The organism is bacterium (assembly GCA_037128595.1).
Lineage (GTDB): Bacteria > Verrucomicrobiota > Kiritimatiellia > CAIKKV01 > CAITUY01 > JAABPW01.
Map to the genome: position 1 here is coordinate 42,201 of JBAXWB010000019.1, position 23,161 is coordinate 65,361.

The following is a 23,161-nucleotide window of genomic DNA, read 5'->3' on the forward strand; positions in this document are numbered from 1 at the left end:
AGCAAAAACCACAACTCTTTTTGAAAGATTATGACAAGACCACACCAGCCAACTGTTCATGTCGTTTTCACGACCCACTGGGACCGGGAGTGGGTTCAGACGTTTGAGCAGTACCGCTTTCGTCTCGTAAACCTGCTCGACCGGGTCATCGAAATCCTCCGCGCAGAGCCCGAAATCCGCTTTGTCATGGACGGCCAGACCATCGTGTTGGAAGACTACCTGGCAGTGCGGCCCGATCAGCGTGCACGCCTCCAACGCCTGTCACGTGCAGGCCGCATCCTCTTCGGGCCGTGGTATGTGCTGGCCGACCAGTTTCTCGAAGGGCCAGAGGCCACTATCCGCAACCTGCAACTTGGCTTCCGGGATGCGGCGGCCTTCGGCGGTCCCATGATGGAAGGTTATGTGCCGGACTCCTTTGGCTCCATCGCCACGCTGCCGCTGCTGCTGAACGGCTTTGGCATTCGCGCGGCGAATTTTGGACGCGGGCGCGCCAACGGCTCCAACCGCGACCTGCTCTTCCGCTGGCGCTGGCACGATGGCAGCGAAGTTCTGGCGCTGAACCGTGGCTATGCCGGCGCCCTCGGGATCGCCTACCCGGACATCTGGCGCAACCTGGACGATGCGCCCGCCGATCCCGTGGCGGCCACGATTGCCGCTACCAACGTGTTGAAGAGCGAGCAGACGGTCAGCCCCGTGGATTGCTACTATTTCTCAGTAGGCGTGGATCACATGGAACTGCGCCCTGGCATGTCCCGTATCCTGCAGGCCTTGAACTCGAACCTGCCCGCGCACTTTATTTCGTCCACTCCGGAGCGCTACGCCGCAGACGCCGCCGCGCGGCTCCGTGAAACCGGCCAAGTGCTGCAGGTCGCCACCGGTGAAATGCGCGGCGAAGCGCCGGATTGGATGGACCTGAACGGCGTCCTCTCGACCCACGCCGAGATCAAACGCCGCAACCGCGCCTGCGAGATCATGCTGGCTCAGGTGATCGAACCGCTGGCCGCTGTCTATGAAATAAAACAGAAGCGTCCGGTGCAGCACCATCTGGACCACGCCTGGCGCCTGCTGATCCAAAACCATCCGCACGACTCGATCTGCGCCTGCAGCCGCGATGCCGTGATCGACGACATCCTGGCGCGCTTCCGGAACGTGGAGGATCTGTCCACCCTCCTGCGCCAGCGCCTGATGCACGAATTGCTGCCGCATCCGCCGGCCGATACCGAGACCAAGCCTGTGGTGGTGCTGTTCAACCCGGCCGTCGCCCGTGGCGTGAGCCCCTTTCAAGCCGTCGTGCGCGTACCGACGCGACTTGCGGACGAACGCTTCGACTTGCTTAACTCAGACCGGAAAAAGATCGGCACAGCACAGCGCCTGGCCATCAAGCAGGCCGACCTGGAATCCTACTACCAAGTCAACGAAGACCTGCCCAAACTGGTATCCAAGACGCCGGCCACAGGCCGCGCCGACCGCCAATGCTACAGCCTGCTCGAGATTCGCGGCGTCACAGACTTTGGCCAAGCTGCCGGCTTTCAAACACTTCAGCTCGCGCCATTGACTGCGGCCACACACGCGCACCCGGAATTTGAGGCGCACACAAACCGGCTACGCAACGACCTCGTCGAACTTTTGTTCGCCACAGACGGTAGCGTCACACTGTGCGAACGCGCCACCGGCCGTCATTGGTCACACCTCGGCTATTATCAGAACCTCGCCGACCTCGGCGATACCTACGACTACCAGCCTCTGGCCCCCGACACACCCCTGGAGACGCGCGGAGGCCAAGCTGAAATCGCCGCAGATGAGATGGACGATTTCTCTGCAACCGTGCGCGTGACCACCACCCTGCGCATCCCCGTGCGCTCGCAGGCGCAAGGGCGTGCCACGGAAACGGAGACACACCGGATCATGACCGCCTTCACGCTGTATGCTGGATCACCGGTGGTCCACGTTCGCGTGCAGGTTGTGAACCGGGCGCTGAATCACCGGTTGCGGGTCGGTTTCCCATGCCACGGTACCCCCCCCGTGGCCGCAGGCGGTCATTTTGCGGTGATGACACGTGCCTGGACCCGACCGAACGACAAGTACCCATCCCGTCCGTTGCTGGACTTCCTGCACGTGGGCGAAGAAGCCGGGTTGGGAATCCTGGTCCGCGGAATGTACGAATATCAGGCGCTGGGCAACGAAACCGACGGCGAAGTGCTGCTCACGCTCTTTCGTTCAGTGGAAACCATCGGCCCGGCCGCCGGGTGCAACTATCCGGTCGAGCACGCAAAAAGTCTAGGCATACAAACGGCCGAATTTGCGCTCACACCGAGCGCATCTCTGCGCGAGACCATGGATCGCGCCAGCGCCTACATCGTGCCAGTGACCGCAGAAGGGTGCCTCAGCGCCGGTTTGGATCTGAATCTTCCGAGCAAACTACTGCAGGCGGACGGCGCACCGGTGGTCACCTGTTTCAAGCGCGCCGCCGATGGCAAGGGGCTGATTGTGCGCGCCTTCAACCCCGGCGGCGAAAAAGCCTTTCTGCACCTGCGTTGCGGCCTGCGCTGGTCAAAAGCCAGCCGTGTGAATCTTGCGGAAGAACCAGCTGAAGGCGCCACACCCGCGTGCAGCAAAAAAACGATGACGCTGGAATTTCAACCCTACGAAGTGATTACCCTTCGCCTGAAGTAAAATGAACCAACTAATTGAGGCACAATACGTCTGGCATGATGACGCGGGGCGCGGGCGGAATCTTCACGCCTGTTTCCGCCTGACCTTCATCCTTGATGCGGCCGTCGTATCGGCACGGCTCAATCTCTTTGCCGACACGACGTACCAACTTTTTGTAAACGGCCAGTTCGTTGAGTTTGGACCGATCCGGTTTGATCCGCGGTTCCCGATGTTCGACACGGTGGATATCGCACACTGGTTACGTGTCGGAAGAAATGTCATCGCCGTATCAGTCAACTCCTTCCAGCACAAGACCCTCAAGTCCATCACCCACCAGGCGGGATTTATCACCTGGGGTGAGGTGAGGACATCCGATGACGCCACAGTTTCCCTGGCAACGCCGGGCGCGTGGCGTGGCGTTCCCGACCTTTCGCTGGCGCGCTACACCGGCAAGTTCAGCTTCGCCCTCAACGCTGCGGAGTTGTTTGACCAGGCTGGCGAGGAACCCGGATGGCGGGAAGCGGATTTTGCCGACGGCCATTGGCCGCAGGCAGTGTCGCTGGCCAATCAGGCAGCGTGGGGGCCGCTCGAGCCGCGATCAATCCCCTTCCTGTCCAAAGCGTCGATTCCGTTCGAGCGCGTGACGCAGGCCCTTCCCCTGGCTATCGATGAGGATTGGTATTCGTTCGCAGTGCCGTTTCCCGCGTTTTACGAGGCGGACAAGAAGACCTTCAGTAGTCTCGTGGCGTTCGCGACCTGGATCCACTCGCCCGAAGACCAGGAAATCATAGCCGGCGTGTTCTGGGGCGAGTACTGGCTCAATGGCAAACGGATTCCCGACGGTGTCCTGTGCACTTTCCGCAACCAGCGCATCAACCAAAGCTGGCGTCTGCGGAAAGGCTGGAACTATTTCTTCGGAACCGTGCAGGCATATCAGAATATTGTCGAACAATATTTCGCCTTGCCGCGCGGCAAAGGTCTTTTCGTCTCCGCCGATAAGGACCTCACCGGTACGCGCCGTTTTAAACATACACGTATCCTGATGGCAGCAGAACACGCGGAACATCTCACATCGAAACCCGTCCCCTTCGTTCCGGACGACGCGCTTGAAGAGATCGGGGGATGGATCTACGTGGACGTTTCGGAATGCGCGCAGAGCCCGAGCCGCGAACTGGGATGGGACAGTTACAGCGAACCGGTCGAGACGCTCACGCCTGAGACGCTCCAGGGCCACATCTTCCGTCACACCGATTACCCGGAAGGCTTCTCGCTAGTGCTGGACGCCGGACAAACCCGTCTTGTCCTGCCACGGCTGGTACTCGACGGCGTCGAAGGCGCGACGATCGATCTCGGCTATACCGAACATCTTCGCGGTGATGGCGTACATATCCAGACGCAGCACCATTCACCCTGTTCCGACCGGATCCTGTGTTCGCGTGACAACCTCGACTGGATGCCCCGCCACCCGCGCGGTTTCCGCTATCTCATGCTCACCGTAAGAAATACGCGTGCCGATGTGACCTTGAGAAAGTTGTCGCTGCGCTCCGCCATGTATCCGGTCCAGGAGCGTGGCCGCTTTACCTGTTCTGACCCGCTGTTGACGGCAATCTGGGAGATGGGCCGGCGCACCCAGGCCGTCACCATGGAAGACGCCTACGTGGACTGCGTTGGCCGTGAACGCGGCATGTACGGCCGGGATACGATCATCCAGTACCATGTTAACCTGGCAACCTTTGGCGATCAGACTCTGATGGAACGTTGCCTGCAACTCTTCGGGCAGTCACCAGACGCCAGCGGAAAATTCCGGGCGGTCTACCCGAACACCGGTGACTACACCATCGCCGACTTCGCCCTGAACATGGTCGACGGGTACTGGAACTACTATGCGCACAGCGGCGACCTGGAACGGATCCGTCAGGACTGGGCGGCCATCCTCGTGAACCTGCACTGGTTCCATGAACTCTCCGACGAGAGGAAGGATTATTTACTGGATGCCGACTGGCCCGCGAACCGGCGGATTGCGGCGGAGTACGGCGGCTACCATGGCGACAGCGGCGCCACGGGATACATGTCGAAAAAGGGACCAACCTGCCTCTTTTCATGCTTCTATCTATCGGCACTCCAGGCGGCCTCGCGGCTGGCCAAGGCGTTGGGCGGCGAAGCGCTGACAGAAAAGCGGCGACTCGACCGGAGATCCGCGCGACTCGCGGCATCCATCCAGGTCGCGTTCTGGGACGAAGGCCGGGGATGCTTTGCGGATGACCTGGCGCACACGACCGTCTCGGCGCATGCGAGTCTGCTGGCGGTGTGCACCGGCGTTGCCAAAAGACGGCAAGTACCACGGATTCGGCAGCATGTATCATTCGAATTGCGTTCAATCTTCCGTAACGGCTTTGACCCGAGCGGAGGGACGTTAACCAGCCCGAGTTTCGCCTTCTCCCTGTTTGACGGCCTGTACCATCTCGGACTCCACGAGACCGCCGAGAGCATGATGCGGCAGGGCTGGGGATGGATGCTGGCGCAAGGGCTCAAGACTTGTGTCGAGCATTTCTCGCTCGCCGACAGTCTCTGCCATGCCTGGTCGGCTTCGCCAACCTACTACCTTTCCAAGAATGTGCTGGGCGTCCACTTTCCGGAGGCGCCGAACCTCGACGTCGTGGAGATCCGGATCAGGACCCATGGCGTCACCTGGGCCGAGGGCGCTTTCCCGCATCCGCGGGGCGCCATTGAAGTGAAGTGGCGCAGGGAAGGCGGCCGATGCATCATCGAAACCAAAGTGCCTGAAGGCGTGTGCGTAACAAAACAGGGTGAGTCATGAGATCATTCAAAGCGCCACCCCGTTTTCTGATCCGCGATGGGGACCGTGTTGTTTTCTGGGGCGATTCCATTACGGACAACAGTTATTGGTGCCGCACGGTGGAAACCTATGTGCGCTGCCGGTATCCGGATTACCACGTTGATTTCATCAATCTCGGCCTGGGTGGCGACACGGCCCAGGCGGGAAAGATCCGCATCCAGCGTGACCTTCCAGCCACCCGGCCTACCCTGGTCTTGATCAACCTGGGGATGAATGACGCCGGCTTCGCCCCTTATCGTCAAGCCTCCTGCGACGTCTACATCCGGAGCCTGCGCGATATGCTGCACTTCATCCGACGCCGCACCAGGGCGCGAGTGGTGTTCATCTCCCCCATTCCCTATGAGTGCGGTGCGGCCCGGGATTCCACCGGTCGGAAACGGAGCATCTGGTATCCGCAGACTCTGCGTCGATTCTCCCGGGCGATGGCTGTCTTTGCCAAAGCATCCCGTTGCACCTTCATCGACCTGAATCGGCTGTATCAGAAGGAACTGAACCGGTACCAAGTAGCTGACCCGCAATTAACGCTCTCTCATGACGGCATCCATCCCGGTGCGGATGGCAACGCACTCATCGCCGCCCTGCTGCTTCAGGCCATGGGCGCCGAAGGCGACCTCCTGCACCTCCAAATTGACCTTACAAAGCGCACCGCGGAGGCGACCCATCAGCGCATCACGTCGCTGACCCGGATCCCAAAAGGTATCCGCTTCACGCGCCAACCTCAGGCCTTCCCGTTCCAGTTCAGCGGCCGCGACGTCATCCGCCTCGACCTGAAACCGTGGCAGGCCCGTCTCAATCAGAACACTCTCCGTGTAACCGGACTGCCGACCCCGTACCTGCTGCTGTTGGTAAACGGCCGCGTTCGGGCAACTTTCACCAGAGCCCAGGCACAGCGGGGTGTTTCGTTGACCAACCTGGGTCTACCGGAGGAAGCTGTCGGCACACTGGTGGGCGACATCGTGGAAGAGGTCCATCGCCAGCGTTATAGACTGTGGCGCCAGATGCCGCCGCGCAGTTCCGGCGACCATCCGGAAACCGACTATCTGCGCGAACAGTCAGACTCGCAGGTCAGGTACTTGAACAGCCGCGGCATCCACTGCCAACCCTATCAGGTGGAACTGGTCGCCAGCAAAACTGCCGATCTGTATGCCACTGCACCCTTCCCAGTGCTCCCGCCCTTCCCTTGTCATGGGGCCGAGGTGCAGATCCTGTTCGAGATCGACACCTCGGCCTGGACCGGGATTATCTCCCCGCGCACCGGCCAGAAACTGAAGTTCCACGCCCCACTGCGCATCAAGGGCGATTTCAACAACTGGGTGGCCACGCCGATGAAGCCGCCAGCCAGCGGCAGCGACGGGATCTGGACGCTCCGAACCAACGTCCGAATCAAGGATTCTCTGAGTTCCTTTGCATTCGAGGATGCCAGCCCTGAGCGCGGCGCGCACGAAAGCGAACTCATGGAGATCATCAAGTTCGGGTTGCACGATCTGGTTGGCCCTTCGGCGAGCGCTGCTTTCGCCTTTGTGCCGGACCGACATCGCCACCTTTGCATCACCACAGCCCATGTCAAGGAGGCCATACGCCTGAGCCGCATCAAGAAACCATGAAACAAAAACAGAAGGTAAAGTATATAAACATGATAAGCACTATGCCGTTCTCCAAACAGGACGCTACTTGGATACTTAATGATGATGGCTCGTTCGGATACACTTCCGGAAGTATTGCCTTGCTGGATTGCCGTCCGGCATTCAACGGCCACCCGGTTTCCGCGAAATCGGTCGACGTAATACAGCTGACGGGCGGTGGTGAGATTATTTATCATCTCAAAAACGGGCGTATCAGACTGATTTTTTCCACCAATGCCGATTCGCTGGTCCTGCGCTCCTTTCTGGATATGCCCGTGGCGCCGCACTGGTTCCAACCCATCGCCTACGCCAGGGTTCAGGGCGCCGATAGATATTTCAAGCAGGGGATCGGCTTCGCCGGCCCGAGCGGAATCATTCCGGTTCCCCAGACGCCAAAAAAACGCGAGTCACCTCAGCTCAACGAGGCCTGGGCCGCAGACAGTTATCTCGTCTCGGGCTTCCTTACCCCGTCCGAACAGGCGCTGGCGATCGGTGCCTGCCGGCATGACCGCTTCCTGCAGCGCAGCAGTTACCGCAACCGCCCGTACCGCTACAATCTGATCGACCGCCACCTGGAGTCGGATGATCTCCTGTTCGAAGCCGGCTTCGCTACCGAGGAGTTGCCTCTGGCGGAACCGCTGGCGCTGCCCGATCTGCATTTCGTCGCCGGGATCGAGCCGTTCAGCACCTACCGTCACTTCGCGGAGAACGTTGCGCAGGAGAACCAGGTTAGATTCAACAACCAGCCGCACTATCAGGTCTGCACCTTCTGGGAATGGATGACCGAATATACCCAGGAGCGGCTGAACGATCTCGTCGCCGGCTGGAAGGCGGCCAAACCCGCCATCCCGATCGAGACCATCCAGGTCGATGGCGGCTTCTGCACCTATGGCGACTGGCTGCAGGCCAACCACCGTTTCCCGCAGGGCATCCAGCACATGGCCGACACCATCCTCCATGCAAGATGCAAGGCAGGCATCTGGATCGGCCCCTTCATCGTTGCCACCACCAGCCAGACGGCCAAGGATCATCCGGAATGGCTGCTGCGAAATCTGGACGGCACAATCCACGTCGCGGGCAAGCTCGACGAGTACGAATGCTACATCCTGGATACCACGCACCCCGAGGCCTTTGCGTACCTGCGTCAGGTTTTCCGCACCTACCGGAAGATGGGGTTCAGTTACTACAAGACCGACTTCATGGAATGGGGACTGCGCGACCGGACGCGCTTCCTGCGTCATGATAACCGCACGACCTCGGTTGAGCACATGACTGAGGTTATCCGCATGATCCGCGAGGAGATCGGCCCGGACAGTTTTTGGGTCGCCTGCATCGCCGTCTATCCGCAGTTCATTGGCTACGCGGACGCGGTACGTATCTCCAACGATGTGCCGGCAAACTGGCGGGAAGGCAGCCATGGCAACCTCATCCAGGAGGCGTTCACCATGCACTACCTGCAGCAGGTGCTCTGGCAGAACGACCCCGACTGCCTCTTCCTGCGCGATGTCGACTCCGGCCTGAATTCCAAGCTCACCCGCGACGAGACTTACCTGCTCGCCTACTGGAACGCCATGATCGGCGGATTCATCACCGCCAGCGACCGATTCCATAAAATCACCCCGGAATACCTCAAACTCTGGCGCTTCCTGCAACCGGGAAAACAGCAGATGAGTTGCCGTTTCCCGTACTGGTCCGGCAACAAGAAGCTGAAAGTGGCTGTGCGCGACTACGCCGATGGTACGGCCGCCGTGCTGATCATCAACCCCACAACCGAAACGATCCGCGAAGAGTACCAGGTCAAGGAACTCCTGGGCGAGGAAGACGCCTGGCTGTTCCTCTGGCAACCCGGCGCAAGCACGCCCCTCGGCCAGCAGACCAAGATCACGGCCGAATTGGCCGCGCATCAACCGTTCCTGCTCTACGCCAACCCGAAAAACCAGCCACCCGCACCGGAACTTACCCTGTTTGGAGAAACGGTGGAGGGGCTATTACCATGACCCCCGAACCCTGGATGCAGTTACCCCACAACTTTAACCTCATCAATCACATCAGCATGTCAATCGGTTGACTCTAACGCCTTATGCGTTTAATATTAGTTGATAAAAAAGGCCTATTCATGAAACCAAAGTGTCAGGTGCTGGGGACTTCGTATTGCATTCCGAACGGCGTCTTCTGGAAAGGGCTCGACGGCAGCACCGTGCTCTGCCCGCGCGGCGGCTTCTCCAACGGCACCAGGCATCCGCTGCCACCCTCCACCACCGAACCACGCGGCTTTGAGCAACTGCGCACCACGCTGGATCCTGTGAACCTGGACATCATCCGCGACCGGCTTGATTTCACCACGCTGATCGTGGGCGCCGAGGAGCGGCTGCCGAATCCGGATACGCCGCGCTTCATTGATGAGATGCGCAAGCGCAACCCCTGGGCCGAGTTCCGCTTCGGCCTGCTGAGAGAAATGCCGGACCACTTCCGGGATCTGGACCGGTTGCTCGATCAGCCGCCCGCCGACCGCGTCTCCACCAACCTGGAGGGGAACCCTACCTCGAGCGGCGTGCTGGTCACCCGCATCCTCCTGAAACAGCTCAACCGCCGGGCGGAAAACCGCCTGGTCTCCGCCGAAAAACTGGCGGTTGCGGGCTATGTCAAAACCGGCTCCTACGGACAAAATCTACTGCTGGACGCGTGGCGCAAGTTCATCTTCACCCAGTTTCACGACTCAGTGACCGCCACCCACCTTGACCCGTGCTTCGACGAACTGATGGATGCGCACACGGATCTGGCGCGGCAGACAGAAACCATCATTCAGCAGGCGGCTGAACAATTGCAGGGGCGCAAATTGCGCATGCATCAACCGGCAGGCACAGAGACGCTCAGCATTTTCAATCCGCACTCCTTTGCCTGCACTGAGCGCGTGTCGCTGCCTGTTCCTGCGGGTGCACGCACGGTCGTGGTCACGGATACTACCGGCCACACACTGCCGCTGGCCGAGATTCGCGACGGTCAGGCGGAACTGGTGCTGAAAGATCTGCCACCCCTGTCGGCCGTGACGCTGCGCGTGCGCGGCGTTGCTAAGCCTTCCAAGCCACCGCGAAAATCGCACCAATCACAAATTGAAAATGAATTCTACCATTTACGCTGCGACGATCATGGTGTGGTGAGCGTGTGGGAGTTCTGGGATGGTTTCCGCTACGAGGTGCATCGACTCTGGGGCGTCGCCGTCCTAAATGTCGGCACCCCCTCCTACCGCATCGAGGATGGCACCATTCTGGTTTCGGTCCTGCGCAGCCCGACGCTACGCTCACACATGCAGGGCGTCGCCTTTGGCCCGGATGGCACGGATCACTACACCCTGGATGTCTGTCAGGGGATGCTGGACAAGGGCGAGCATGAGTTCGTGCATGCACTGACCTCGTTCGATGGGCACTTTGCCGACAGCCCGATGCCGCGCATGAGCATGGCCATGAATGCACCGCCGCTGGTGATCCCCGGCAAACTCGCGCGGCTGGATCTGCCACAACTCGAGGCCTGCGGCTCCGTGATCGCAGCCGTGAAAAAGGCCGAGCAAGGCGCAGGGTTGGTGGTGCGGTTGCAGGAACAGCGCGGCCAGAGCGAGGAAGTGAGCCTCTCGCTGCCGCGAGGGTTCCGGCATGCCATTCTGGTCAACCTCCTCGAACGCCAACCCAAACGTCTGGCCGTGCGCCAGGGACAGGTCCGGGTGACCTTGCGTCCTTTCCAGATCGCCACCGTCTTGATGACCAGAACAGGAGATGTAGAGCGATGACATCCATGACCCCTCGTGAACGTGTATGGGCTGCTGTCCGCCGCACCGACTCGGACCGCACACTGTACCTGCGAGGGAAGGCCATCGCAGCGGCCCGGGGAGCATGTTGATGTATTATATCTTGCTATCCTGCATCCTCCTGCTGAATGGCACAATCGCATGCGGCGAGACAGACATCTCCCGACCTGCGGTGGGCGCCATTCGCTGGGATGCCTGGACCGGCGGGAACGTGACCCGACAGGTCGAGCAAACCCTTGGACCTCTGAAATATCATGATCGCCTCCCCTGGTTTACAGAGGTGATCAACGATGCAACCGTGAAGATCGACGGCAGCAAACCCGACGTAATGGACCAGGAAATCAAGTTTGCCGTTGCCGCCGGATTGGACTACTGGGCCTTTCTCGTCTACCCGGAGGCCAGTTCCATGAGTGTCGCCCTGCAACAGTATCTACACAGTCCCAAGCGCAATCAGATCCACTTTTGCCTGATCCTGCACAATTCGCTCAACGTCCCCACCAACCAGTGGCCCGCAGAGTTGAGTCGCACCCTCGCGCTGCTGCAGGAACCTGGCTACCAAACCGACCTGAACGGACGCCCTCTGGTCTATGCCTATGCAGGCACGGGGCTCCGCTTTGACCGCTTCAACGAACTTCAAGCCGTTGCCAAAAAACAGGGAATCAACCCGTATTGTGCCTACCTGGGGCACAACCCGGCACTGGATTTCCAAACCGTCTCGAATCGCGGATTTGATGCGGTCTCGGCCTATGCCAAAAGCAGTAGCGCCCCCCAATTCACGGACCTGGCCAAAACGGTGGAACAAAGCTATTGGCAGGAAGCCGTCCAGGCCAAAGTTCCCTGTATCCCACTCGTGACCACCGGATGGGATAACCGTCCCCGCAAGGAACATCCTGTATCCTGGGAAAAAGAAGCGGGCTACTACAATCAGACGGTGTATCCATCCCGCGCAACGCCCGCAGAAATCGCCACCCACTTGAGCCATGCCGTATCTTTTGTAAAGGACTATCCGCGCATCTGCGCTGCCAACACCATCCTCATCTATGCATGGAACGAATATGATGAAGGGGGGTGGCTTGCCCCGACAAGAGGTTTGGATGGAAAACCCGATACCCACCGGATCGAGGCCACGCATAATATACTGAACCCGATCAAAGGAATGAATAACGCCAAGTCGTTCTGAACGATGTGATTCAAATAATGAAACAGAAAGAACACCGTATGACTACCTTAGACATCCAACGTGAAGCGTTTAGGAAGGCAAGCGCTGAACTGGGCATGGTCTGCCGGCAGCCGGTTGACCGGTTCCTAGCGGAAATGGAGTTCGCCGAAAAACTGGCCCTGCTCGTCGGCAGAGAGAGCCGCGGCTGGGACAAGTTGTTCGCCAAGGCATGGGGCATAGTTAATACAGCGGTCGCGACTGGCGTCCCTTCAGGACTGGCCGGGGCGGTCGAGTCGGCGGAAAAAATTCTCGCACCTGTGGCCGAAGTGGCGAAAACGTTCACCATCCATTGCGTCGGCCATGCGCACATCGACATGAACTGGAGGTGGGCGTGGTCGGAGACAGTCGCCATCACCAACGATACGGTCATCACGGTACTGAAACTCATGGAGGAGTTCCCCGAGTTCCGATTTTCACAGAGCCAGGTGTCTATCTATGCGATCCTGCGTGATTTCAACCCGGAACTGTTTGAACAGGTCAAACAGCGCGTCAAGGAGGGCCGCTGGGAGGTCACGGCCTCGCAATGGGTCGAGGGTGACAAGAACCTGTCGAGCGGCGAGTCGCTGGCCCGGCACCTTCTTTACTCACGCCAGTTTTTCAAAAAATATTTCGATCTCGACCCTGAGGATGTTGCCATCGACTGGGAGCCGGATATGTTCGGCCATTCCCACGCGGTACCCGCCATCCTGCGGCGCGGTGCGGTGAGTCGCTATTACCTCTACCGGCAGGGCGGAACAGAGCGGCCACCTGTATTCTGGTGGCAGGCTAAAGATGGCTCACGCGTGCTGGTCTACAGGGACTTCAAGGGCTACCTTGGTCCCATCGACCCGCAGGCCATCACTCCAAACTTTATCCGCTTCGTGCAGGAGACCGGCTTCCATGATTACATGTGGGTGTACGGCGTGGGCGATCACGGCGGCGGGCCTACTCGCCGTGACCTCATGCGGGCAATGGAAATGGCCGAATGGCCCGTCTTTCCCCGGCTGCAGTTGACCACGACGAACGACTATTACACCATCCTCGAACAGCATCCCGACCGCTGGCCAGTCGTCAACGAGGAACTTAACTTTGAGTTCACCGGCTGCTATACCACGCAGGCACTCGTCAAGAAGGGCAACCGCTACGGCGAGAACTACTGCCTCGAGGCCGAGACGGCCGCCGTGCTGGCCGAGCTCATCTCCGGCAGGGCCTGCCCATCCGACAAGTTGCGCGAAGCCTGGACCGATGTCCTCTTCGGCCAGTTCCACGACATCCTGCCTGGCTCCGGCGTCCACTGGACGCGCGGCTACCAGAGCGGACTGTTCCAGAAGATCGGCGCGATCACAGGCATGATCAAGACGCACTCTTGGCGCGCCATAGCCGCAATGGTGGACACCTCCTTTTGTGGAGAGGCCCCATCGGCACCGACGCCCGCCATGACGAGCCGCGCCATGGGCGGAGGGCCGGGATGCTGCCGTTTTTCGACCAGCGGCGTATCCATGGCCGCACATGTAACCGACGGCCCGCGGCCTTTTGTGGCTTTCAACACGACGGCTCGGCCACGCAGCGAGGTTAGCAACGCGATCGTCTGGGACGCCGACACAGGTATCTGCCCCGGTGACATCCAGCAGAAGAGTTTCGTTGCACGCACGGCTGACGGCCGCCTGCTGCCCACTCAGAAGTTCGGAGCCGGCGAATGGGCCGGGCACAGATATCTGCACCTCTTCTTTCCGGTAGAAGTTCCCGCCCTTGGCTACACAACCGTGGTCCTTGAAGAGGGGCGCGCCGAGGCACCCGTCAATGCCGTGAAACTGCCGCCAACCGCCGCTGAACGCGAGGCACCGCCCGTTCCATCGCTGGAAAATGACAAACTGCTTGTCGAATTCGATCCCTGTACCGGTGGCATCCGCAAGTTGGTTGATAAGGTAACCGGCCGCGACTTGGCCTGTGCAGACAGTCCGTTGGGAATTTTGGAATACGTTCTTGAGCGGCCGCGCAGCATGTCGGCCTGGCTTATCGCCGCCGCGAAGACTGTAGAGTGCCCGCTTGTGGTCCACTCGTTCGAACCCGGCCACAGAGGGCCGCTGTTCGGCTCCTGGGTGGCAAAACTCAAGGTCAAGAGTTCCGATATCGAACTAACCTACTCTCTTTCGGCGGGCAGTCCTGCACTGGAAATAGAGGTTCGAGCCAAGTGGTTGGAGGCCGGTGGCCCGGAGACCGGCACGCCGCGACTCAATATGAAATTCCCGCTGGCGGTCAAAGACGCCAAAGGAGTGTACGAAACCCAGTTCGGCGCCATCGCGCGTGACCTTAACCACGGCGAAGAGGTTCCTGCCCTGCGCTGGGTCGACATTCGCGGCAAGGCTCCAGGCGGCAAGGGTTTTGCCGGTCTCGCGCTCCTAAACGATTGCAAATACGGCCATTCTCTCGACGGCTCGACACTACGGCTCACGTTGATCCGTTCCAGTTACGAGCCGGACCCGCTGCCCGATGTGGCCGAGCACGAACTCAGGTTGGCACTGGTGCCCCACGGCACGGCACTGAGCGTTGCCGACCTGACGCAACTCGGGGCGGCCTTCAACCACCCGCTGGAACCGGTATCCACCGATATCCACCCCGGAAAACTTCCGCCGCAGGCCGGGCTCGTAAGCGCGGTCTCGCCTACATCGGCGGTGGTTTCCTCGTTACGCAAAGTTCAGGACGGCGATGGATATATCGTAACAATCTATGAAACGGCGGGTAAGAAGGCGACCGCTGCGCTGAACATCAACCCCGTCCTGTTCGGCAAGGTTAAGGGCGTCGTTGAAGTGGATATGATGGAGCGGCCACTGGTGAAATCCTCAGCCCGGATCAACCAAAATGGAGTTCAAGTGGCACTCCCCGCCTATGGCATCGTCAGCGTCAAGGTAACGGGTGCACAACCTAAACCTTCATGATCAACAGGACTTAACTGATAACGGACAAATAAAGGAGGGCAACGATGAGTTTTGCAAAGAATTTCAGCTGGGGCGTTGCCTCGGCAGCGTACCAAATTGAGGGTGCCCACGACGCCGACGGTAAGGGGCCATCCATCTGGGACGTCTTCTGTCGTCGTCCCAATACGATTTTTGACAACCACACCGGTGAGGTCGCCTGCGATCACTACCACCGCTGGCAGGAAGATGTGGCATTGATGAAGACGCTTGGTGTCAACGCCTACCGCCTATCGCTGGCCTGGCCGCGCATCCTGCCAGCCGGCGACGGTGCCCTGAATGAAGCCGGTCTCGCTTTCTACGACCGCCTGATCGACGCCCTGCTGGCTGCCGGCATAACACCCTGGGTCACCCTCTACCACTGGGACTACCCGCTGCGACTGCAGCAACGCGGCGGCTGGGCCAACCCTGACAGCCCACGCTGGCTGGCCGACTACGCCACGGTCTGCGCCCGCCGCTTCGGCGACCGCGTCCGCCACTGGATGCCGGTCAACGAACCTCAGGTCATCGTGCAACACGGTCTGGTCAACGGCGGCCATGCGCCCGGATACCGTCTGCCGTTGGCCGACGCAGTGCAGTGCGGCCATCACCTGAACATCGGCACCTTGCTGGCGGCCAAGGCATTACGCGCCCATGCCCGGTTACCTGCCGAAGTCGGCAGTGCTCTGGCGGCGCAGGGAATGATCCCATACACCGACTCCCCGTCCGATATCGCCGCCGCTCGGAGCGCGACCTGGCAAGTTCCCTCCGAATACCTGTGGAATAACGCCTGGTGGACCGATCCGTTGTTTCTCGGCGTCTACCCTGAGGAGGGACGGCGGGTGTTTGGCGACCCGCGCCCACATTCCGATGAGGTCGAGGCCTTCTCAACCAAACTCGATTTCTGCGGCATCAACCTCTATTCCGCACGTGTCTGGCGCGCCGGAACAGACGGAGTACCGCAGGAAGTTCCGCGTCCGGTCGGCTATCCGCGCACGGCGCAGGGTGACTGGCACATGACCCCGCCGGTTTTGCGCTGGACCCCGCGCTTTTTCCATGAACGCTACCACGTGCCCGTGGTCATCACCGAGAACGGGCATCAGAATCTTGACCACGTCCATCTTGATGGCAAAGTCCACGATCCGCAGCGCATCGACTACCTGCACCGCCACTTGCGCGAACTCGGCCAGGCCATTGCCGATGGCGCCGATATCCGCGGCTACTTCCACTGGACGCTGATGGATAACTTCGAGTGGGCCCTCGGCTACAATGTCCGCGTCGGCCTCGTCCATGTCGATTTCCAGACCCTCAAACGCACGCCCAAGGACTCTTTTACCTGGTACCGTGAGGTCATACGATCCAATGGATCAAACATGGAAAAGGAGTAATATTTGAACATTTGCAATGCCATGGAAAGGAAACCCGTTGTCGTTGGACTAGGCGAAGTTTTATGGGACCTTTTCCCCGGTGGCCGAAAACTGGGCGGTGCCTCCGCCAATTTCGCCTGGCACGCCAATCAACTGGGCGCAACGGGGATCGTAGTCAGCAGCATTGGCGATGACGATTTAGGACATGAAATCCTGTCCGCCCTGCATCTTATGGGGCTTGATGGCGGCTTCATTCACCGACAGGCATCCTATCCGACCGGGACCGTCAACGTGCGGGTCGACAGCGGGGGCATACCGAGCTACACGATTCACGAGCGAGTTGCCTGGGATTCCATTCCCTTTAGCCCGGACCTGGCGTTGCTGGCACAACGTGCCGACGCTGTGTGCGTTGGGTCATTGGCCCAGCGAAGCGCAATAACGAGCCGGACCATTCAAAACTTTCTCGACGCCACGCCGCCGGCATGCTGGCGGGTGTTCGACCTCAATCTGCGGCAGCAGTTCTATTCACGGGAGACCATTGAGCTCACATTGCGCAAGACCCGGCTGTTGAAGCTCAACGACGAGGAATGGCCCATACTGGCTGATATGTTCGGCCTCGATGCGGAAGTTCCAGGTGGCATGAAAAAGTTAATGCGGCTTTTTGATATTGAGATCGTTGCCTTGACGCGTGGAGCTGAGGGCAGCCTGATCTATTCCGCTACTGAGACGCACACGGCGAAGGCTCCCCTTGTCAAGGTGATAGACACCGTGGGTGCGGGCGATTCTTTCACCGCCGCCTTTGTGATGGGGATCTTGAAGGGCCGCCCGCTGACCCGGGCCCATGCCCAGGCGGCCAAGGTGGCATCTTACGTATGCACCCAACAGGGGGCCACTCCGGAAATTCCGGATGAATTGGTTGACGGAATCTAACAGAAGTAAAAGTTGATTGATCATGAAAGGAACTATTATGAACGAACGCTACCTTGCCACGAAACCCGCCTCTCACTTGAAGCGCCCCATTCTGCGTCTGCAGCCGATCCAGGCCAAACCGGGAACTCCCTCGGTCGATCCTGCCATACTCGCCGGACACCTCGCCGGGGTGGCCGAGATCCTGCCGCCCATCGCCGTAGAAAGTCCCGAACACTGGAGCCGGGTGGTGCGCGGGCTTGGGTCTGACATCGACGCCATCCTGCCACTGTCGATCCCCTGTTACCCGACCGAGGTTTGGAACAGTCATCCCCAGCCACTGGTCGACCGCCAACTGCCGTTCCTCTTCTGGTGCCTGCCAGCCTACGACGAGCCTGATTTCTGGCGCTGGTCGGCGCGGGATTTCCTAGCCTCACTGGGGGTCGAGGTGCATCTGGTCGAGAATCGGTGCCATGGGCTCAACCTGTTGCGCGGCCTGGCCCTGCGGCGCCAGTTTGCAGGCGCCCGTCTGGCCGTGTTCGGAATTCAGAATTTCCCATGGAACGCTCATGCCGCAGGCACCCATCTTGGCCGGGCTCTCGGGCTGCAGGTGGAAGTCCATGACCTTGACCCGGTGCGAGAACGCGCCGCCGCGATCAGTGATTCCGAAGCCCTGGCGTTGTGGAAAGGGCGTGCGGCTCGTTACCACGAGAACGGCGTCGCCCATCCCTGGTTGCTGACGGCCATCAAGACATGGATTGCCATTCGTGAGGTACTGGAGCAGAATCGTGCGCTCGGTTTTGGTGTAAACTGTTTTGGCGACCTCATCCCGAACGGTCACCGCGAGGTGCCCTGCCTGGCCCAGGTGTTGGCACGCGAGGAGGGGTACGTCGCTGCGTGCGACGGCGACTTCTGCTGTCTCGCCTCGATGGCCTTGATGACCCACCTCACCGGCACGACCTGCACCATGTCGAACCTCTATCCAGCATCATACGTGGGTGCCCTGCGCGAGCATTTCGGCGACCCCCTGGTGCCGGATCCAGCGCGCTTTGCGCCTGAGGAATGGGCGAATCTGGCCCGTCTCGCTCATTGCGGCTTCGTCGGCGTGGTTTCGCCCGAAGTCGGCGGTGGTTCGGCGGCTTTGCGCGACTGGGGCGGCACCTACGAGATCAAGCGCGATGGCCGCGGCTGCGGCATCGACGGCGATCTTCCGCCCGGGACGATTACCGCCGTTGAGTTGAAATTTGACGGAACCACATTACTTGCCGCCAGCGGTGAAGTCATCGAAACCACCTCCCATCCCGGCCTGCCGCACTGCGAGAAGAGCGCCCTGTTACGTTTTCGGGACCTGCCAGGTTTCGTGAAGTCCATTTCACGCGAACATCCCGCGATTATCTATGGCGACCATACCAAGGCCCTGCGCACGGTGGCGCCGCTCCTGGGCCTCAAATTGGAAGTGTTCTGATGTTGGCGCTAGGTGTTGATCTCGGAACCAGCAAGGTGGCCGTGGCGGTAGTTGATCGCGACGGAGTCCAGGTGCATGCCGTTGCGGCCGCCCATGCGGCAGACCTACCGACCTCCACCGGGCGCTTTGAACAGGACGCCGAGGTGATCATCGCCACTGCGGAGAGACTGGTGCGCGAACTACCAGCGGCGCTGCGGGCACGCATTGCTGCCATCGGCTGCACGGGCCAAATGCATGGTGTGGTCCTGCACGACCCCACCACCCTCGCGCAATCACCACTGGTCACCTGGCAGGATCAACGTGTCCTTGAGGATCCGACATTCATGCCTTCGCTCGGTCGGCCGTTGCACGCCGGCTACGGACTCGCCACGCTGGCGTGGTGGGCTCGACATGGCGGATTGCCGGAAGGGACAAAAGCGGCGACCATCCACGGTCTGCTTTCGGCACGCTGGGCCGGATTGCAACGAGCGCCAATGGATCCCACCGACGCCCAAGCCTGGGGCGGGTTGACGCCTATCACCGGCGTAAAGGAGGACATCTTGCCCAATGCGGTCGGGCACGGGGAGCGGATCGGTAGTTTGGCGGTCAATCTCGGCCTGCCAGCGGGCATTCCGATCGCGGCGCCACTGGGCGATAATCAGGCCTCGCTTCGCGCCACCCTCAGCGATCCCGACCACGAGTTGGCCTTCACTATCGGCACTGGATGCCAACTATCGGCGGTGGTGCCGCGCGGAAGCATTGGCGCCGTGCCCGGCTGCGATGTGCGGCCATTCACAAGTACCCACGATGCACTGGTCGCTGCCCCCCTTGTCGGCGGTGCCGCCTGGCTCTGGCTGGCCGATACTGCGACCTCATGGGTCAGAGAACTCGGCCTTTTGTCCCCGAGCTGGGAAGACGTATTGGCGTTGCTGGATCGCCTTGGCCTGGCCTCAAACGACTGTCTCGAATTCCGTCCACATTTGGCAGGTGAACGCCATGATCCGTCGTTGACCGGGACTCTGCACGGTCTCACCCTTGGCAACGGCCGGCTTGGCGAAGTCGCCCGTGCCCTCGCCCGCGGCATCGCTGCCACCGCCCGGGACATGTTGCCGTCTCAGGCCTTTACCGGGCGGATACGCGTTGTCGCCAGTGGCAATGCCCTGCGTCGTTCGCGTCTGCTACTGGCCATGGCCGAAGCCGAATTCGCCTTGCCTATTTCCCTGATCCACTGTCGCGAGGAGGCGGCCACAGGCGCAGCCCTCGTGGCCAGGGAACTGATTGCATCTCCTCAACTCGTCAGGTTGATGTCGGCAGACCCGGAAAGCCGGATGGGCTTCCGGGCAAACCAGGCGAAGACACCACCCACCAGCACCATGATCAAACCCATGAACCCGGTCAAGGCAGGTGCCAGCCAAGAACTATGTTCATAAGGCAATACCGAGCGCGCCGGATTCCTGAGATCGTAGAGCACCGTGGCCGTGGTCGGCAGTCCATCGTCATCCAGTAACGACATGGGGGGTTTGAGTTTGCTCCCCACGGGACGAAGAAATCTAATTTCATGACCACTTCCTGTTTCAAAGGCAAACACATCAAAAAAGGTCCAGTTGTAATCTTTGGCGTTGCTCACCGTCTTTTCGTGGGCGTCAAGTTCAGACTGCGTTCGCAGGGTCAGGTCGGGCTGTCCCTGTTTCCGGGCCACAACCTCCACGACAATGGCTTCTGTGCGTTCACCGGTAGCAAGCAAGCGCAGATCCGGCCAGGCCTGCATGCCCCCCATTACCAGTACAACCATCCCTAACAACGCGAAAACCACCTTGGGTAAAAGGTAGCCGGGTGTATAGGTTTCATACGTTTCTGCCGGCAAGGGGGTTGCGCTCGCCTTGGCGGTGGCTGCTGCCGCGAGTTTCTTCTCCTCAACATCCTGTTTCGCGGCCTGGCTTTCTTCTGCGCCCCATTTCCTGACGACTCCCGCTCTTTCCTTGTAAATGAAGTATACCACTAAAATCAGACCGATGGCGACCAATGCGAAGGTGTAGAGATATCCGGACATGTAGTTGTACTTCATGGGAAGCACATCTTTGCCGATCAGCGGGGTGAGCACCGTGAGTTTGAGCGAGGCGCAATCGCCACGAACCTTCTCGCGCATCTGCTTGATCCATGTCTCCAGGTCATCCAGTTTCTCATCGGCCGCCACAGCAGTGATGCGCACGCCGTTCCGGTTCTGGAGCGCATCGGCACGGGCATGTCCAATCCGGCCGCCTTTGCTCAGACTATCGGCGAGCGAATGGAGTTTCTGGTCCGGCGTCGGCAGTTCCGTAAACCGCACCAGCAGTGCATTTACCAGGCGGGTAACAGGCGACACAAAGTTACGCGAGGGGTCTTCCACCAGGGCAAAATCGGTGATGACCGCCGGTTTCACAACAGCGTTCGCCACGGAACAAGGTGTAATGACCAGTCCGGGAGTGGTCATATTTGCCAGCTGGGCCACCTGTTGACATATCCTTTCGGCCGTCGACTGCGGATCGCGGCCGGCCGGAAGAAGTGTGGCCACGGAAAGAGCAAAGTCATGGTCCCGGCGTACGATCGTCACACCGATGGAGGAAGGGTCCCCGGCCCGCAACAGTTTATTGATCTTATCCACCGCCGCGGCCGTAGGCTTATGCGTGACAGCGACCTGCGACACCACCGCAGGGGTCGTTGTGCTGGCGAGGATTTCCGATCCCTCCGGCATCAACTGGTCGCCCAGGCCACGAAGCACTTCCCGGCGCCAGAATTCGATACGCGTTGCAAGTTCGCTATCCAGCGCGGCCTGCTCAGTCCGCATGGCGTCCAGTTCCTTTTCCTGCCGGGACAGGGAGGTGGCGGCGGAGCCGCTGTTCCGGTTCGTTGTAAGGGTGGACGCAAGGGTTTCGATCTCCGACTTGAGTGCGTCCCGGCGTTTCATCTTCTTTGCACCATCATTGTCCCGCAGCCGGAATTCGTAGCAGACACCGTGGTCGCTCACAATGCCGTTCGCATACCAGGGCTGAACCGAAACGTCCCGGTTGGCAGCCTTTCCGCCTGCGGGCGTGGCCAAACCGGCCTCGTGCAGGAATTGCTCCACCTGCGTCTGCGGTCGTTCCTGCTTCAGGCAGACACGCATCATCTCGCCAGCCGGCGGCTGGAAGAGTGACCCCCAGCAGTAAAGGAACAGCCCCAACCCATTGATCGTGCAGTAGCTTGTGATCGAACCTACAATGCCGGCGCCCGCGCAGTAGGTACCCATGAGGTTGCGGGGAACGTAGTCATACACCAGCGGATAATAAATCATGCCGGCCATAAGACCGAAGACGGCGGTAACTTCGCTGAAAAACACAATTTCCACAAGGGTAGGCCGCTGGTCCGGTAGATAGCAGGTGTAATACAAGAAGGTTCCCAGGGTGAACGCCTTGACAATCAGGATGCAGATAATCCAGATGGTCATGCGGTGATTTTTACCCTTGTCCGCAAAAATGCCGGCCAGTGGAATCAGGAAGAGGTTGATGAAGCCACCAATGGCTACATTGCGGCCGAACTCCTGCATACTGTAGCCCCATTGGTTGATGTACAGGAGCATCCCCATGCTTCCCAAGCTGGCGTTCACCATGGCGGTGGCGATAATGAAGACGTACAGATAACGGAGCTGCGGCATGGTCATGGCCGCCCAGGCCTTTTTGAAACTGAACTTCTCCCCGGTGAGCGTGCTGGTCGGTTTGATCTCGTGAATGCCGAACAGGTAGAAAAACACAAGGATGCCACTCGCGGCAGCGAGGCACCAGTAGATCAAGGTGACCCCGTTGATGGAACGTCCCCAGACCGGTAACACCTCGTTGAAGCACCCGATCACCGCCGCGTAATAGGCGATGTTCATGGCGGTGCTGACCCAACTCCCCATGGCCGCTGAACGTCCCCTCATTTCCGAGGGCACGATCTCCAGCTTTAGCGCCTCGAAGGGTCCGCCAAAAAGACCGAAAATGGCGCCAAGGAACATGATGCCCAGAAAAACCGTAACATTGGGTGCCAGGGGATATAGAATGGCAACGAGGGCGCTGCCGGCGCTCCAGATGAGAAGGAAAATCTTGCGCCGCCCCCACCGGGTCCAGATGCGATCGGACATGTAATTGACGTAGGAACCGATCGGTAAAAACGTCAGGATCAGCCCCGGCAGCGAAACCACGAAGGTCAGAGTTGCCGGGTTGTCAATCAGTCGGTTGAGGATCAGAAAACTGAGCCCACCGGTCAGGATCATAAAGTAGAATACCACCCAGGGGATGGTGATCATGAACAACCAAGGGAGGGGGATGTGATTTTGGCGTGTGACTAGCATGGTTTGTTTCCTTTTGTAAA

General features: G+C 59.9%; 11 protein-coding genes and 1 pseudogene. 11 read left to right on the forward strand and 1 reads right to left on the reverse strand.

Annotated features, from left to right (window positions below; translation table 11 throughout):
- Positions 1-30: 30 nt before the first annotated feature.
- The 11 genes and pseudogenes from WCS52_12455 (at position 31) to WCS52_12505 (ending at position 19,113) form a co-directional block, all read left to right on the forward strand.
- Positions 31-2,673: a glycosyl hydrolase-related protein gene (locus WCS52_12455; protein MEI6167995.1), complete on the forward strand. Its 2,643-nt coding sequence runs from the start codon at positions 31-33 to the stop codon at positions 2,671-2,673.
- 1 nt (position 2,674) lies between these two features.
- A complete protein-coding gene (locus WCS52_12460) occupies positions 2,675-5,470 on the forward strand; it encodes a family 78 glycoside hydrolase catalytic domain (protein ID MEI6167996.1) in 2,796 nt (931 codons plus the stop codon).
- Positions 5,467-7,113 carry an SGNH/GDSL hydrolase family protein gene (locus WCS52_12465; protein MEI6167997.1) on the forward strand — a complete coding sequence of 549 codons (1,647 nt, stop codon included), beginning with the start codon at positions 5,467-5,469 and terminating at the stop codon, positions 7,111-7,113. Before WCS52_12460 ends, WCS52_12465 begins: the two co-directional genes overlap by 4 nt.
- On the forward strand, positions 7,110-9,128 hold the full coding sequence (locus WCS52_12470; GenBank protein MEI6167998.1) for a glycoside hydrolase family 36 protein: 2,019 nt from the start codon (positions 7,110-7,112) through the stop codon (positions 9,126-9,128). The genes WCS52_12465 and WCS52_12470 overlap by 4 nt, the downstream gene beginning before the upstream one ends.
- 119 nt (positions 9,129-9,247) lie before the next feature.
- A complete protein-coding gene (locus WCS52_12475) occupies positions 9,248-10,912 on the forward strand; it encodes a glycosyl hydrolase-related protein (GenBank protein ID MEI6167999.1) in 1,665 nt (554 codons plus the stop codon).
- A gap of 109 nt (positions 10,913-11,021) precedes the next feature.
- Complete coding sequence (locus tag WCS52_12480) at positions 11,022-12,110, forward strand: glycoside hydrolase family 99-like domain-containing protein (protein ID MEI6168000.1); 1,089 nt, start codon at positions 11,022-11,024, stop codon at positions 12,108-12,110.
- Positions 12,111-12,148: 38 nt separating this feature from the next.
- Positions 12,149-15,064 carry a glycoside hydrolase family 38 C-terminal domain-containing protein gene (locus WCS52_12485; GenBank protein MEI6168001.1) on the forward strand — a complete coding sequence of 972 codons (2,916 nt, stop codon included), beginning with the start codon at positions 12,149-12,151 and terminating at the stop codon, positions 15,062-15,064.
- A 44-nt stretch (positions 15,065-15,108) separates the two neighbouring features.
- Positions 15,109-16,467, forward strand: coding sequence for a GH1 family beta-glucosidase (locus WCS52_12490; GenBank protein ID MEI6168002.1), 1,359 nt, complete (start codon positions 15,109-15,111; stop codon positions 16,465-16,467).
- A 3-nt stretch (positions 16,468-16,470) separates the two neighbouring features.
- On the forward strand, positions 16,471-17,376 hold the full coding sequence (locus tag WCS52_12495; GenBank protein ID MEI6168003.1) for a carbohydrate kinase: 906 nt from the start codon (positions 16,471-16,473) through the stop codon (positions 17,374-17,376).
- Positions 17,377-17,413: 37 nt separating this feature from the next.
- Positions 17,414-18,817, forward strand: coding sequence for a hypothetical protein (locus WCS52_12500; protein MEI6168004.1), 1,404 nt, complete (start codon positions 17,414-17,416; stop codon positions 18,815-18,817).
- Positions 18,817-19,113: pseudogene (locus tag WCS52_12505) on the forward strand (FGGY family carbohydrate kinase). Before WCS52_12500 ends, WCS52_12505 begins: the two are co-directional and overlap by 1 nt.
- Positions 19,114-20,084: 971 nt before the next feature.
- Here the strand turns inward: WCS52_12505 and WCS52_12510 are convergent.
- Complete coding sequence (locus tag WCS52_12510) at positions 20,085-23,141, reverse strand: DUF3592 domain-containing protein (GenBank protein MEI6168005.1); 3,057 nt, start codon at positions 23,139-23,141, stop codon at positions 20,085-20,087.
- Positions 23,142-23,161 lie beyond the last annotated feature (20 nt).